Here is a 14787-nt window from a genome sequence, read left to right as displayed (position 1 = left end):
ATTGATAAGAAAACTGTGTCCATTGGGAAATTCCAACTGGCCGCCTCAAAATCCCTCCATTACTTTTGGCTTGAATCAAATGGGAAGCTGCAGGTCCCATACCGAGAAGCCTATAACCGGCAACACAACAAGTGCAAACATTATGAAATCATATGTAGGCCAATTGTGAAGCATTCTAATAACTAACCTTTTAAAATTAAAGCCATGAAATATCTGATCCAAATTGATAAATATCGTGTTCAAAAAGAGGAGGTACGGTCCCAAATCCACAAATCACCCATCATTTTGTTTTTGATGCGCGACTTGGACAGTCCCAATGCCGGTCAAGCTTCCGAGAACGTATTTGAATTCATATTTGCCCTTCGACCAACTCCGGATTTCAATCCCGACAAACCCTTGATCCTTGGCATCTGCAATGGTGCGTTCGGTACCCTAGGATCGAGTATGGAGAAAAACACATTTTGTCCCAAACCCATTTTGGATAGTCCATTGAGCAATCAATTGGCGCTATATCTGATTCAAGAATTGTTGATGTGTGGAAGCGGGGATATGTCCTATTTGGAAAATATGATCATCACCATGGGAGATTATTTGGTGAAAAGATATTGTATGCAAATGGAAATCAACACCGATTTGAAAATGGGAATAAGTCCGTTTCAACTTCAAAAGATCCGGAGATATGTCCAACAGCATATGGACCGTCCGGTACAAACCTCTGAACTGGCCATGCTTGTCGAACTAAGTGTACATCATTTTATAAGGGTCTTCAAAAAGACCACGGGTGAAACACCACACCAATTCGTGACCAGGCTCAAGCTGGAAGAAGCCAAAAAGTTGCTTCTTTCAACGGATGAAAGTGTTATCCAGGTCGGGATGGGCGTGGGATGTGAGAATCCAAGCCATTTTTCCCAGTTGTTCAAATCCAATTTCGGGATTCCCCCGCTAAAGTTCAGAAAAGCCTTCCAAGCCAATATGCAATTTGCAACATAGGAGAAAACCAGTTTCCTAACTATTGTCGTTGCCCTTTGATTTAGGTGAATCCAAAAAATAAAACATCAATCCAATAAAAAATGAACATGAGCATCATACGCCAAGTCAAATCACAGTTGTTGTCCTTCCAAAACCTTGTTGAATCGACCAATTGCCCGACCATCGATAAAAAAGGAAGTGATACTGAAAGTCAAGAGCATTTGGATTTCACCAATGATAACAGGGGATTGTTCATTTGAAGGCATCTCCATGTCTTGTACAACCTTTCGACCCATTGCGTGCTAGCCGACCTTATCCAGCAACATGGATAAAATGAAACCTTAAAACCGTAATCTATATTTCTAATACTTTATAATTATGAAAACTACTATTTTTAGATTTTTGCCTTTCATGGCAATCCTGATCGGAGGATCAACTGAGCTCCATGCACAAATACCAGATCCCGGATTCATGGTAGATGGTATGACCGCCATTGTAATCACCGACCCGCAAAACGATTTTCTAAGTCCCGATGGAGTAACTTGGGGAGTCATTGGTGAGAGCGTTACCAAGAACAGGACAGTGGAAAACCTGGAGACTTTGTTCCAATTGGCAGAAGCCAATGGAATAAAGGTATTTATTTCGCCCCATTACTATTACGAGCACGATCATCGTTGGAAATTCGAGGGTGCCCTTGAAAAACTGATGCATGACATTGGTATGTTCGACCGGGGAGATCAACTTAATAAAAAGGGATTTGAGGGTTCGGGAGCGGACTGGCTTCCTAGATATAAAAAATATATCGAAAAGGACTTTGTGACCGTTGTCGGGCCGCACAAAGTTTATGGCCCTGAACAGAATGACCTCAGCCTTCAATTGAGAAAGCAAAAAATTGATAAGGTGGTCTTGGCAGGAATGTCAGGCAACCTATGTGTGGAATCACATTTGAGGGAACTGCTTGAGGATGGTTTTGAGGTAGCTGTCGTGGTTGATGCCACTGCTTCGGCCGTGGTACCAGGTTACGATGGAAATGTAGCTGCTGAAATAAACTATAGATTCGTTGCCAGCCATGTTTATACCACACAAGAATTCAAACAATCTTTACAAAAGTAATTCCGGTCAACCTTACATTGTCCCAGGAATTCGGGGTAACCAAGATTAATCCTTGCGACAATTTTGGAAAAACTTTTGAATCAGGTAAATTGAAAATAAAGTCAAAATGCCGATTGAAGTATCAATCGGCATTTTAATTCATATCCTCAGCATTGTGCCTTGGTTATTTCAAAAGGGATTCCAATTTTTCAACCAATACTGCTATTGGTTGGACCCCTACTGCCTTATCGACAACTTCGGAATCCTTAATAAAAAATAGGGCAGGAATACTTCTCACTCCAAATTTGGCCGCCAATTCCTGGTTGTTGTCCACATTCACTTTTTGGATCTCGATACGATCCTCATACACTTTTGATAATTTTTCCACGGTAGGTAAAAGTGATTGACATGGTCCGCACCAATCTGCGTAAAAATCCAATAATATCGGTTTTTTCTGGTCTAGCAAGGCTTCATAGTCCTTAATGCTTTCAATTGTTTTCATTATACTCAATCTTATTTTTATTTGACAATGCAAAGTTCCTCTAAAGGAGCTACAACATCATAGATTAAGTTTCCCTAGTATTTGGAAGGATTTCCCGATTAGGTTTTGTTCAAAACCTTAAAATCAAGATTCCCTAGGTTTTCCGATAAAATAGGGTAAGTATTATAATTGTGTATCCCTATTTTTGACTTCTATTAAAATAGAGTATGGCATCACCAGGGAAATGGATTCAGGAAGTTTTTTGAACCTTTATTTCAGTGAATTCATCGCTCTATTCAAGGATATCATCAAAGCCCCTAAAATAAAAGACAAATTACGCTTTATTATAATGCCCCCGGGGTGGAACCATGCATGAAACCATAAGACAGCAAAGGTGGTTAGGACAGCGTTTTTAAATAAAAGCTACAATGTTGCTGAACAAGGAGAGTAGTTTAATTCCTTTTCATAATTATCTGGCAGACAAAATTCAAAGACCGAGTTGCTTTTCTAAGATTAAAATCCTGCCTGGATTTGAACCTAGAACACTCCATCCTAGCATTGAAGCAATTTGAGAGGGAACAAACAAAACTAGGACAGCATACAGGACATCTTTAAATAAAGATTGATACGTTTTGGGCTTATTTGGGATTCTATTAAAAAACAAAAAAACTCTGATTATCAGAAGATTACCAGAGCTTAATTGTTAATAAAATATTAAAGTCGGGGTGGCAGAACTATTGGCCATCCCATATATTTTTAATAATCAATAAGTTACTTTTATTTTTCAGGAACAGGTAACCGAATAGGTAACTTTTGCTCTGATTAACTTTAATCAAATGCAATATAATTAAATACAAGGAATTAATTCCAAGTAAAACAGCTTAAATCCTATTAAAAAGCAGTCTGATCAAATGTGATAAAACAACCTTTCTCGACCAAACTATTTGTTTCAATCAAAATATTGAAGAACAATCATACTCATTCTTCAAAATTTTCGTTACCTAAAACAGATATGAATTTGAAAATCAGTAAGATAGTTCAGGAAAATTGATTAGAAATCAGGCTAGTGGGAGAATGTTAAATTTTGGTATTTTTTAATAAATTTTCAATCGATTTTCGTTTTTTATTGAATTATTTTAGCCTATTCGAAGAAAGTACTCCATTATTTATGTTGGCAATAATTCAAATAATCGCCCTTATTCAGGGCCTATTTCTTTTAAGTGTTCTGCTCGTCAAACAAGAAAGTTACAAGCGGGTAAATTTCTTACTTCTTCTTGGGTCCATTGTTGCACTGCTTTTGAACATTGTCGGAGATGATGATTTCAACCTGTTTTTTCCCAATGCGAATTGGTATTTTTTCCAATCCCCTTTGATTATTACACTCTTCTTTTTACTTATAAAGTATCACAATTCCCAACAAGATAAATTTCAACCTAAGGATTTTCTTTATTTTATTCCATATGTGTTCTTTATCACGCTCCAAATCATAGATGACCTTAACGGCTTAGGCGAGAACATATGGTTAATGATAGGTGAAATTCTGGCAGGGGTAACGCTTTTGGTTTATTTAGTGTATACCATCTATAATATCATCAAGAATAAAAAGGAAAGGTGGATGCTGTTCTTTATTGTGCCCTATGCCTTACTGAACTTGATAGACGAGGTGTCATTTATCATTACAAAAAGCCATGATAATTTTTCCTTCTTGGAAAGTTATGGCATTATTGGAATATCAGCAGTACTTCTCTACATGATACTGTTCAAGCTTGTAGTATCCCCAACGTCCGTACTACCAAAAGCCGATACCAAGGCCTATAAAACTTCAAGTCTTAGTAAATCCAAGGCTGAGGCATATAAAAGGGAGTTCCTGAGGCTTATGGATAAAGAGAAGCTTTTTACCAATAGCAACATAACGGTCAACCAAGTAGCTCAAAGGATGGGTATTCCACGACAGTACCTATCCGAAGTCTTGAACGTGTATTTAAAATCTAATTTTCAGGACTACATGAACAAGTACAGGGCTGAAGAATTTGTGGAGTGTCTCAAAGATGAAAAGTTCAAGAATTATTCCATCATGGGCGTTGCCAATGAAGTTGGTTTCAAATCTAAATCTTCTTTCAACACTACCTTTAAAAGAATTTATGGGGTTACCCCCAGTGAGTTTAAAAAGACATTGGCTTCAGCTATTTAGACCTTACATTTACTGATTATTCCTTACAGAAAGATTACATCCCTACTCCGCTTTCAAACACCTCTTGACAACCAAAGAAGCTTCCCTATTTTTCCGGATACTGAACTATTTCCAAGGCTACAATTGCAATTACCGATAGTAGGGCATCGCAGACGAAGGCTATTAGGAATCGATAGCCCCGACCAGTAGTGCCCAATCTGTAAGAGGTTTTTGAATTCCCCCTAGTTTCTAAACCAAGGGTTAACCTCCCAAAATCCACACGACAACAAAACAAAAAATAGCCCCAAATGGTACTATTGGCGTTTTTCAAGGTACGAAAAGCGCATTTAGAACCTTTTCAAGCCAAGCTATCGACACAACACATTTAACTAATAATCAGTCAATTACATCTATTCAGACAACAAACAAGTACTGAAAGCGTATTCAAGACCTACTTCATTTTAATCGCTTTGGATGCAAGCCTACTTTTACCTCGGTTGAATGAAAACCATAATCTAAAAAACTTCAAGTAACTATGACAAGAACAAAGCAATTAAAACCCTTTAGGTCCAAAAAAAGGCAGGCCTTATTGGTGGTGATACTGTTGTGTCCAGTATTCTTTTTTGCACAGACCAAATATACCGTCAGTGGTGTGGTCAAGGATGTGGCCAACGGTGAAACACTCTTAGGGGCAACAGTACTTTTAAAAGGTACATCCATTGGTAGTACGACCAACGAATATGGTTTTTATTCCATCACAGCACCCGAAGGTACTTATACGTTGACCATTTCCTATTTGGGATTTACAACCTTTGAACAGAATATAAACCTTAGCACTGACCAAAAACTCGACATTGAACTCAAAGAAGATGCCGCTCAATTGGATGAAGTGATCATCACTGCTGAGGAATCAAAGAAAGTGGACCTTCAGACACCTCAAATGAGTGTGGCAAAACTCTCGACCAACGAAATCAAACAAATCCCTGTTGTTCTGGGTGAAGTGGATTTGATCAAGTCCATTCAATTGTTACCAGGTGTGACCAACGCCGGTGAAGGTGCATCGGGCTTCAATGTACGCGGAGGTGCAGAAGACCAAAACCTAATTCTTTTGGATGAAGCGATCATTTACAACGCCTCCCACTTGTTTGGTTTTTTCTCGGTGTTCAATGCCGATGCCATCAAGGATGTCAAGCTTTATAAAGGCGGTATTCCTGCACGTTTTGGAGGACGGGCCTCCTCGGTACTGGATATACGTCAAAAGGACGGGAACAGTAAGGAGTTTGAACTCACTGGAGGCATTGGAGCCATTTCCAGCCGTTTGGCTGCTGAAGGGCCTATGTTCAAGGACAAAGGTTCGTTTCTAATGGCCGGCAGGGCTGCTTATGCCAATATATTTTTGGCCTTGGGCGGCGAAGATAGCAGGGCCGGATTTTACGATTTGAACCTGAAAACAAATTATGAAATTGATGAAAAGAACAGACTATATCTATCCGGTTATTTTGGTAATGACAACTTTAACCTGTCAGGAATTTTCACTAATTCATACGGAAACCTTTCAGGGAACCTGCGATGGAACCATATATTCAATAACAAGTTGTTCTCCAATACATCCCTAATATACAGCCGCTATAATTACAATCTGGAAATCCCTATTGAAGGAATTGATTGGACCTCGGATATCAGCAATTATAATGTACGTTACGACCTAGGGTATTATGCAAGCGAAAAATTAAAGTTTGATTTTGGAGTAAATGGTATCTATTACAACTTTAATCCAGGAAAACTCAACCCTTTAGATGCAGATTCGGGTGTCAACCCAGAGAAACTGGACGACAAATTTGCCTTGGAAGCTGGAGCATATGCAGGTTTGGAACATAAAATTTCGGATAGGCTCACCGCTCAATATGGCTTGCGATTCAGTTACTTCAATCGATTGGGGGAGCAGACCTTAAATAATTATGCCGATAATTTACCTGTAGTCTATAATGAAGAATTGGGCATTTATGAGCGTGCCAACCCAATTTCCAGCACTGATTACGGTAAGGGAAAAAGCATAGCTACCTTCAACAATCTAGAACCTCGGTTTGCCCTTTCCTTTCAGCTTGACGAGAAGTCCTCCTTGAAAGCAAGCTATAACCGAATGGCGCAATACCTGCATTTGATTTCCAACACCACATCGGCCACACCATTGGATGTCTGGGCGCCAAGCGGAAAGTTTATTGAACCCCAGATTGCAGACCAATATGCTTTGGGCTACTTCAGAAATTTCAGGGAAAACATGTTTTCCATTGAAGCCGAAGCCTATTACAAAACCATCGACAATCGGGTGGATTATATCAATGGTGCAGAACTTATAGCCCAAAACACCATTGAAACCGAAATCTTGACCGGTGAGGCCCGTGCCTATGGATTGGAGCTTTTAGTACGAAAGAACAAAGGCGATTTTACAGGTTGGGTGTCGTACACTTTGTCAAAATCACAACAGCGCACACCCGGTGGAGCAGCGGGCGGATTGGGCATCAACAATGGAAAATGGTATAACTCGAACTGGGACAGGACACACGACTTTTCATTTACCGGAAGCTACAAACTCAACGAAAAATGGCGATTTGGGGCCAATTTGGTATTCCAGACAGGGCGACCTGTCACCTATCCCAATGGGCAGTTCATATACAACGGATTATCGATAGCGACATATTCCGAAAGAAACGCAGACCGATTACCGGCCTATCACCGATTGGACCTATCGGCAACCTTGACACCCCGAAAAAATAAAGATAGAAGATGGCAAGGCGAATGGGTATTTGGTATTTACAACGCTTATAACCGAATGAATGCAGCCTCTATTTCCTTTGGCCAAAATCAAGAGACAGGTGTAAATGAAGCCACACGTACTTCCATATTTGGCATTGTCCCATCAGTAACCTACAACTTTAAATTTTAAAAGATGAAAAATATAAATTTTTATACCAGATTAGGGTCGCTCCTAACACTAATAGGATTATTAAACTCGTGTACCAAAGTCATAGATGTCGATGTTCCAAACGGAGGCGCACGATTGGTGGTCGATGCATCTATTAACTGGCAAAAAGATACTTCGGGAGAAACACAGACCATTCATCTAAGGGAATCAACTTCTTATTTTAATAGCAATCCAGATGTCCCGGTTATAGGCGCATCAGTAACAGTAACAAAAGAAAACGACGGCTCAACATTTGTGTTTGACGACCAGAATAACGGCAGTTACACAGCAACCGACTTTGTTCCGGAATTGAATGCATCGTACACTTTGGAAATCCTGTACAACGGCAACTCTTACACAGCAACCGAAACCTTGATTGCGGCACCGGATATCAATCGAATTGTGCAGACTATTGAGGGCTCCGATGATGACAAGGAAATTCAGCTTCAACTATTCTTTGACGACCCCGGAGCTGTTGAAAATTATTATTTGGGCGAATTTATTCCTTCCAATTTACCGATACCGTCCCTTGCTGTCATTAGCGATGAATTTACGGATGGCAATGAAAATTTCATTGAGAACGATAATGAAAACTATGTTGCCGGAGCAACTGTGGCTATCAACTTGTATGGTATCTCCCAACGCTATTATGACTATTTGAACATATTCATCCAACAATCGGGAAGTGATGAAAACGGGCCTTTTCCAACTACCCCGGTTCAGTTAAAGGGAAACTGTACCAATATCAACGATCCCAACGAGGAGGTATTGGGATTTTTTAGGTTGGGTGAATTTGATACGACCTCATATACGATTGAACAGCAATAAGATATAAGGTGGTTCTAAGGAACAAAATTGCGTATTCGGAACTTTTGATGATTTGTACACGCATCCCGGACCACCTTTATTTTTCTAGCCACTTTCTGCAGACAGATATGCTCGAAGTTACGAGGGAATCCGATGGACTCCAAAAAAGCTTTATACCAAAATTTTAGAAATGGATCCTAAAAATTCCATCAACACAATAGCGAGGAAAGCATTTGGACATCTTATGGGTTGTTTTAAAAACAAGATAGGTGAAGCCGTCAGTACCAATGATGCCATAGAAAGAATCCTCATTTGTAGACCGAATCACAGGCTGGGAAATTTACTGTTGCTTTCACCTTTGGTCCAGGAGTTGGAATCCACATTCCCGAACAGCGAGATCGATCTGCTGGTCAACCATTCCTGTGCCATCCAACTGTATCAAAATTATGATAATGTCAACAATGTTATTGTATTTCCGAAGAAACCCTTCAAAAGTCCCATAAAGTATCTAAGAGCATTGGTTCGGTTCAGAAGCAAAAATTATGACCTGGCAATAAATGCCGTCATGGAATCTTGTACGGGAAGATTGTTTACGAGCATTTCAAAGGCAAGGTTCAAGTTCGTAGGTGATGACGATGCGGATAAAACAGAAAGACATATTGCAAAGCAAGTGATCTACTCCTTGAGGGAGTTTTTGCCCAGTATAGGGGTCATATCAAATGATGCGATACCGCCTAACCTAGACCTGAGACTTGCAAACGAAGAACTCATACATGGTGGCAGTTTGGTGTATGACATCGTGCAAAACGCGCATCCCATTATTTGTCTATACCCAAATGCCACGGGTACAGAAAAATGGTGGCTTGATCTTTATGGACATTTACAAAAAGTATTTCCTGATGTAAACATCATTGAAATACTTCCAAAAGAAAATAGCCCCACAATCGGGGTCGGCGTTCCTTTTTTGTATGCCAATGATGTAAGGGAATTGGCGGCCATTATTGCAAATACAGATGTTTTCATTGGACCCGATAGCGGAATGATGCATCTGGCCAGCTCGTCCCTTACCCCTACCATTGGTCTGTTCTCCGTCACGGACATGGAAAAACACAAGCCCTACAACGAGGGCAGTGTCGCCATACAAACCCATGGATTGAAAATCAATGAATTGATAGTCCTTGTTGAAAATACACTCTATCCAAATATTTCAACTTAAAACGAATGGACAACAACACAATTTTACAAAATAGTATGTCCGGTTTTAGGGCTGTGGCCGCACTTATATTTTTGAGTGCATCTCTAACTTATGGGCAGATGGAGCCTCTGACCTCATCCCAAAATGCCCAAAAAACGGCAGGTGATATTTTGCTTTTTACCATGCCAGCCATGGCCTTGGGTTCCACATTCATTTGGCAAGATGGTCAAAAAGGAACCTATCAATTTTCCAAAACCCTAACTGCCACCCTAGCCGTAACGTATGGTTTAAAACTGGCCATAAACAAAGAGCGGCCAAATAAAGAAAACAACTATAGTTTTCCCTCTGGCCATACATCTGTTGCCTTTGCAAGTGCAGCATTTGTGCAAAAAAGATACGGTTGGGAATATGGCATTCCAGCCTATCTCCTAGCAGGGTATGTTGGGTATACAAGAATCGAAGCAAACAAGCATGATGGTGTGGATGTGGTGGCAGGTGCCGCAATAGGAATTGGTATGGGTTATTTGTTCACCAAACGGTATGAAGGGCAGAAGAAACTCAGAATTTCTTCAGGCTTTATGGAAAACATCCCTACGATTGGTCTAACCTATAAATTTTAATGCTTATGGGGAATAATCTACATGAAAAACAACGGATATGGAAAAACATTTTGAGTCGGTCATACCAATACCGGCATACTATGAGGAAAAGAACAATCCATTAAATAGCATAGACCAATGATCAGGACAATAACACTCTTGCTTTTTTTAACTACATCATTGCTGTACGGCAACGCTAAAATCACAGTAACCGGAAAAATACTGCAAATGGGAACCAATACCCCTTTGGAGTATGCTACCGTTTCCTTTACGGAAACAGGACAGCCAAACCCAATATATGGGGGCATCACAGACGAGAATGGATTCTTCTCGATTGAAGTGGAGAAAGGAACGTATACCATAAAAATTGAGTATCTGGGCTTCAAACCATTGACGTTGGACAATAAAAAGATCGGGGACAATCTGGATTTGGGGATACTCCTTCTTTCGGAAGACGCACAATCGTTGAGTGAAGTCGTTGTAAAAGGCGAGAAAGGGCTATTTGAAAACAAATTGGACAAAAAAATCTATAACATTGATCGGGACTTGACGGCACAAAGCACAGATGTCCTTCAAGCGTTGAACAATGTGCCCTCCGTTTCGGTTTCGGTAGATGGTGGCATTGCGCTTAGGGGCAATAGCAATGTCCGGATCTTGGTCAATGGCAAACCTTCCGGATTGGTGGGCATTAGTGACGCCCAAGGTTTGGAACGCCTATCGTCCAATGCCGTGGAACGCATCGAAATTATAACGAACCCTTCTGCACGTTACGATGCCGAAGGTGCTGCGGGAATCATCAACATCATTCTCAAAAAAGGAAGGAACCTAGGATTTAACGGTTCAGTCCAGGCCGTTTTGGGAGTACCTGAAACCTTCGGTGTTGGAGGTAATTTAAACTACCGTACCACTAAATTCAACGTATTTGCAAATCTGAATTTCGAAGATGCGAAACCCCCGGGCCACGAGTCCGTAAACACCACATTTTTAGACGAAACCACGGGAACAACAACTGATTTCTTGTCCCAGCGTCAGGACATCACCCGTGACGGGTCGGAATATACCATGGCTCTAGGGATCGATTACTATTTCAATGAGAAGAACACGCTCACTTTTATGGGACTATATGCCAATGAAGACAACGACAACAACGGGCTTTCCATTTTTAACACTTTTGATGTTGACGGCACATTGATAAGTACAAGATTGCGTGACCAGAGAGAGTTGGAAGAAGATTCCAGTGACGAGTACACACTGACCTACAAATCGATCTTTGATGAGGATGAAGAACATGTATTGATAGTTGAAGCCAAATATGACAGTAATACAGAAATAGAATCAGCAACCTTTGAAGATACCTATAGCGTTGGAAATTTTGAAGATGCCCAAGACCGCACCGCAGCCGAAGAACGACAACGCAATTTATTGATACAAGCGGATTATGTGTTTCCATTTTCTGAAACCGGCAGTTTTGAAGCAGGATACCGTAGTACAATGCGCACCATAAAATTCAATTCCATAGTTGAAAATTTCAATTCCGACACCAATATCTGGGAACTTGACGGCAACTTGAGCAATCGAATGGATTATGGCGAAGATATTTATGCCGGGTATGCACAACATGCCAATGCTTTTGGCAAGTTTACGGTACTTGCAGGTCTGCGTATGGAAATAACCCATATTGATGTTACTCAATTTACGTCCGATATAAGCTTTAGCAAGAATTACGGTAACCTGTTTCCCTCCTACCATTTGGGCTACCAGCTTACGGAAACCAGTGAACTCAAAACGAGCTATGGCAGACGAATAAATCGCCCCAGTTTTCGTGAATTAAATCCGTTTTCAGGCTATTCCAACGATTTGAACCTTCTTTCAGGAAACCCAGATCTGGATCCTGTTTTTACGAATTCCCTTGAGTTGGGGTATACTAGAAACTGGGATGGCGTATCGTTGGAGACCATAGGGTATTTTCAATATTCCAAAAACATTGTCCAACTCATAACCACTAATTCAGGTATGGTAAATGAGGAGAGCATCCCCATTTTGATTACCAGACCCTTAAATGTGGGCACGGAAAACAGGTATGGTCTTGAAATATCGTCCATTTACAGCCCATCAAATTGGTTTCGGGTCAATGGTACTATAAACTGGTTTGGTTTTGAACAAAATGCCAGCTTTGACAATACTGTTCCGGACCCCAATGACAGTAATGCACTTATTACCCAAAGGCAATCCCTTGATGCCACTTCATCCAGTTGGTTTGCCCGATTATCCCAAAAGATTTCCTTGCCCAAGGATATCGATGTGCAAATGGGCCTTCAATATGATGCTCCCTTTAGGGAAGCCTACACCACAAGGCGCGGTATGCTTGTGACCAATGTATCGGTAAACAAACAATTGTTTGAGGGCAGAGGGGCCATCAACCTGAATGTTTCTGACCTATTCAACTCAAGGATCGGTCGCCGGGAGGCTTCCAATACGAGTTTCCTGTCCAATTCTGAATCCCAATACGTTGAGCGACAATTCAACCTAACGTTCACTTATAGATTTAAAAATACAATAGAAACTCGTGATTATGAGGACGATGAAGATTATGAGGACGACGATTATGACGAATCTTAGCGAATCATAAAAGATTGTAAAATGACAGAAAAAGATAAAATACTGGTAACGGGAGCTACGGGTCATTACGGGTATGCGGTTATTGAATCGTTGATTGAGAACGGGTTGGATCAACGTTTGATTTATGCCATGGTAAGGGATTTTACCAAGGTTGATGCATTAAAGGCCTTGAACGTAAATGTGGTATTCGGCGATTATAATAACTACGTATCCCTGTTGACGGCATTTTCCGGAATGGAAAAATTACTATTTGTTTCAAGCAATGAGCTGGAAAACCGCAGTGGGCAACATATCCAAGTTGTGAATGCGGCCGTGGAATCTGGCATTAAATATATACTATACACAAGCCAGGAGCATAAAGAAGTGAATTTTTCCCTTATCGAGTTTGTACTAAGCTCCCATTTGGCAACCGAATATGCCATCAAAGGAAGTGGCATTGACTATACCATATTGCGCAATGGGGTGTATATGGACCTATTACCTTCATTTTTAGGTGAGAACATTTTTAAATATGGTATTCACCTACCCGCAGGTAATGGGAAAATAGGTCTTGCGCTACGAGGTGAAATGGCGGAAACGGCAGCCAAGGTGCTACTCTCAAGTGGGCACAATAATAAGACCTATAGTGTATCCGGGGATAGTTGTTCCTTTTCAGAGATCGCAGAGTACATTTCCCAGATCACGGGTAAAAACATCACCTATTTGAGCCCTGGCCTGGATACTTTTCTCAATACTGTGGTCAATCAAGGGATGTCCCAGAAATGTATCAAAATGATTGGTGGTTATGCCGCAGCAACAAGACACGGGGAATTGGAAAGTGACAGTGCACAAATGGAAAAGCTGTTGGGTCGAAAGCCCATTACGGTCAAACAATTTTTGGAGGAAAGTTTTGCTTGGAATTATTTGAGCAGCGTCGGGTAATAAACTGGTTTAGATGAAATCACTAAAAAGCATGCATAAAATAACTCCCTACCGGTTTAATAGTAACCCATCACATCACTGCCTGGTCTATCCTTTATGGGATAGAAGGTATGATAATAAAACTACTTTAAATAAACTAAAATGAATAAAATACTGGTGTTCATACTATTCCTTTCCGTTTTAAACGTTAACGGACAAAACATGTCAGTAGACTCAACAAATTTTAAGATTCCCAGACAAAACGCTTTAGTTGACTCAACAACTTCAATAGTTCACGGGCAAAACGCTTCCATTGACTCCACGATAAACAAGAAACCCAATGCATTCAATTACAAATCCCTCATCATCCCATCTGTTTTGATCGGATATGGAGTTATTGGACAAGAGAGTCTTACTTTAAAAGATATTGATTACAGAACAAAAAATGAATTTAGGGAGCATGATGATAAGAAATTCAATATAGACGATTTCTCCCAGTACAGTCCGTTTGTATCTGTATATGCCTTAAATGCGATGGGCATACAAGGAAAACATAATTTTAAGGATAGGACCATTGTTTTGGGAACGGCATATCTCCTAATGGGAGGATCTGTAAACATCTTAAAAAAAACCACGAAGGTCACTAGGCCGGATGGCTCCTCCTCCACTTCCTTTCCCTCAGGGCATACGGCCACGGCTTTTATGGGTGCGGAGTTTTTGTATCAAGAATATAAGGACATATCGGTTTGGTACGGAGTCGCCGGCTATGTGGTCGCTGCGGGCACAGGTTTGTTCAGACTGCACAACGAAAAGCATTGGTTGACCGATATTGCCACAGGTGCGGGAATTGGAATTTTAAGCACCAAAATCGCGTATTGGTTACATCCAGTAATCAAGAAATCAATTTTTAAGGACAAGGAAAAAACATCAGGAATTGTAATGCCCTTTTACAATGGAAGGGAATATGGATTGGGATTAACGTTGAGATTCTGA

Annotated in this window: 12 protein-coding genes; 11 read left to right on the top strand and 1 reads right to left on the bottom strand. The window is 40.5% G+C overall.

The genetic code is table 11. The features are described from left to right. Positions 1-204: 204 nt before the first annotated feature. From LKX84_RS14195 to LKX84_RS14185, 3 genes are all read left to right on the top strand, one after another. Positions 205-990: a helix-turn-helix domain-containing protein gene (locus tag LKX84_RS14195; RefSeq protein WP_228237804.1), complete on the top strand. Its 786-nt coding sequence runs from the start codon at positions 205-207 to the stop codon at positions 988-990. 86 nt (positions 991-1076) lie between these two features. Next, entirely contained in the window at positions 1077-1229 is a 153-nt protein-coding gene (locus tag LKX84_RS14190; protein WP_228237803.1) for a hypothetical protein, read from the top strand. A gap of 118 nt (positions 1230-1347) precedes the next feature. After that, positions 1348-2082: an isochorismatase family protein gene (locus LKX84_RS14185; RefSeq protein ID WP_317206478.1), complete on the top strand. Its 735-nt coding sequence runs from the start codon at positions 1348-1350 to the stop codon at positions 2080-2082. A 163-nt stretch (positions 2083-2245) separates the two neighbouring features. Here the strand turns inward: LKX84_RS14185 and trxA are convergent, their stop codons facing one another. Next, entirely contained in the window at positions 2246-2563 is a 318-nt protein-coding gene (gene trxA / locus LKX84_RS14180) for a thioredoxin (RefSeq protein WP_228237802.1), read from the bottom strand. 1504 nt (positions 2564-4067) lie between these two features. On the opposite strand from trxA, the gene LKX84_RS14175 reads away from it, so the two are divergent. The 8 genes from LKX84_RS14175 (at position 4068) to LKX84_RS14140 (ending at position 14787) form a co-directional block, all read left to right on the top strand. After that, entirely contained in the window at positions 4068-4733 is a 666-nt protein-coding gene (locus tag LKX84_RS14175) for a helix-turn-helix domain-containing protein (RefSeq protein ID WP_228237801.1), read from the top strand. Positions 4734-5247: 514 nt separating this feature from the next. Further along, a complete protein-coding gene (locus tag LKX84_RS14170) occupies positions 5248-7656 on the top strand; it encodes a TonB-dependent receptor (protein WP_228237800.1) in 2409 nt (802 codons plus the stop codon). A 3-nt stretch (positions 7657-7659) separates the two neighbouring features. Then, a complete protein-coding gene (locus LKX84_RS14165) occupies positions 7660-8502 on the top strand; it encodes a DUF4249 domain-containing protein (protein WP_228237799.1) in 843 nt (280 codons plus the stop codon). Between the two features lie 169 nt (positions 8503-8671). Next, entirely contained in the window at positions 8672-9697 is a 1026-nt protein-coding gene (locus LKX84_RS14160; protein WP_228237798.1) for a glycosyltransferase family 9 protein, read from the top strand. Between the two features lie 5 nt (positions 9698-9702). Then, positions 9703-10296, top strand: a complete 594-nt coding sequence (locus LKX84_RS14155) for a phosphatase PAP2 family protein (protein WP_228237797.1) — start codon at positions 9703-9705, stop codon at positions 10294-10296. Between the two features lie 117 nt (positions 10297-10413). Beyond that, positions 10414-12894, top strand: coding sequence for a TonB-dependent receptor domain-containing protein (locus LKX84_RS14150; RefSeq protein ID WP_228237796.1), 2481 nt, complete (start codon positions 10414-10416; stop codon positions 12892-12894). 21 nt (positions 12895-12915) lie between these two features. Beyond that, entirely contained in the window at positions 12916-13815 is a 900-nt protein-coding gene (locus LKX84_RS14145; protein ID WP_228237795.1) for an SDR family oxidoreductase, read from the top strand. A 141-nt stretch (positions 13816-13956) separates the two neighbouring features. Continuing rightward, a complete protein-coding gene (locus tag LKX84_RS14140) occupies positions 13957-14787 on the top strand; it encodes a phosphatase PAP2 family protein (protein ID WP_228237794.1) in 831 nt (276 codons plus the stop codon).

The organism is Allomuricauda sp. M10, from assembly GCF_020782875.1.
Classification (GTDB): domain Bacteria; phylum Bacteroidota; class Bacteroidia; order Flavobacteriales; family Flavobacteriaceae; genus Flagellimonas.
This window is presented reverse-complemented; position numbering and strand designations above follow the sequence as displayed.

Coding starts and splice junctions, on each gene's coding strand:
- LKX84_RS14185 (WP_317206478.1), top strand. CDS start 1,348: ATGAAAACTACTATTTTTAGATTTTTGCCTTTCATGGCAATCCTGATC.
- LKX84_RS14140 (WP_228237794.1), top strand. CDS start 13,957: ATGAATAAAATACTGGTGTTCATACTATTCCTTTCCGTTTTAAACGTT.
- LKX84_RS14150 (WP_228237796.1), top strand. CDS start 10,414: ATGATCAGGACAATAACACTCTTGCTTTTTTTAACTACATCATTGCTG.
- LKX84_RS14190 (WP_228237803.1), top strand. CDS start 1,077: ATGAGCATCATACGCCAAGTCAAATCACAGTTGTTGTCCTTCCAAAAC.
- LKX84_RS14170 (WP_228237800.1), top strand. CDS start 5,248: ATGACAAGAACAAAGCAATTAAAACCCTTTAGGTCCAAAAAAAGGCAG.
- LKX84_RS14195 (WP_228237804.1), top strand. CDS start 205: ATGAAATATCTGATCCAAATTGATAAATATCGTGTTCAAAAAGAGGAG.
- LKX84_RS14175 (WP_228237801.1), top strand. CDS start 4,068: ATGATAGGTGAAATTCTGGCAGGGGTAACGCTTTTGGTTTATTTAGTG.
- LKX84_RS14160 (WP_228237798.1), top strand. CDS start 8,672: ATGGATCCTAAAAATTCCATCAACACAATAGCGAGGAAAGCATTTGGA.
- trxA (WP_228237802.1), bottom strand. CDS start 2,563: ATGAAAACAATTGAAAGCATTAAGGACTATGAAGCCTTGCTAGACCAG.
- LKX84_RS14155 (WP_228237797.1), top strand. CDS start 9,703: ATGGACAACAACACAATTTTACAAAATAGTATGTCCGGTTTTAGGGCT.
- LKX84_RS14145 (WP_228237795.1), top strand. CDS start 12,916: ATGACAGAAAAAGATAAAATACTGGTAACGGGAGCTACGGGTCATTAC.
- LKX84_RS14165 (WP_228237799.1), top strand. CDS start 7,660: ATGAAAAATATAAATTTTTATACCAGATTAGGGTCGCTCCTAACACTA.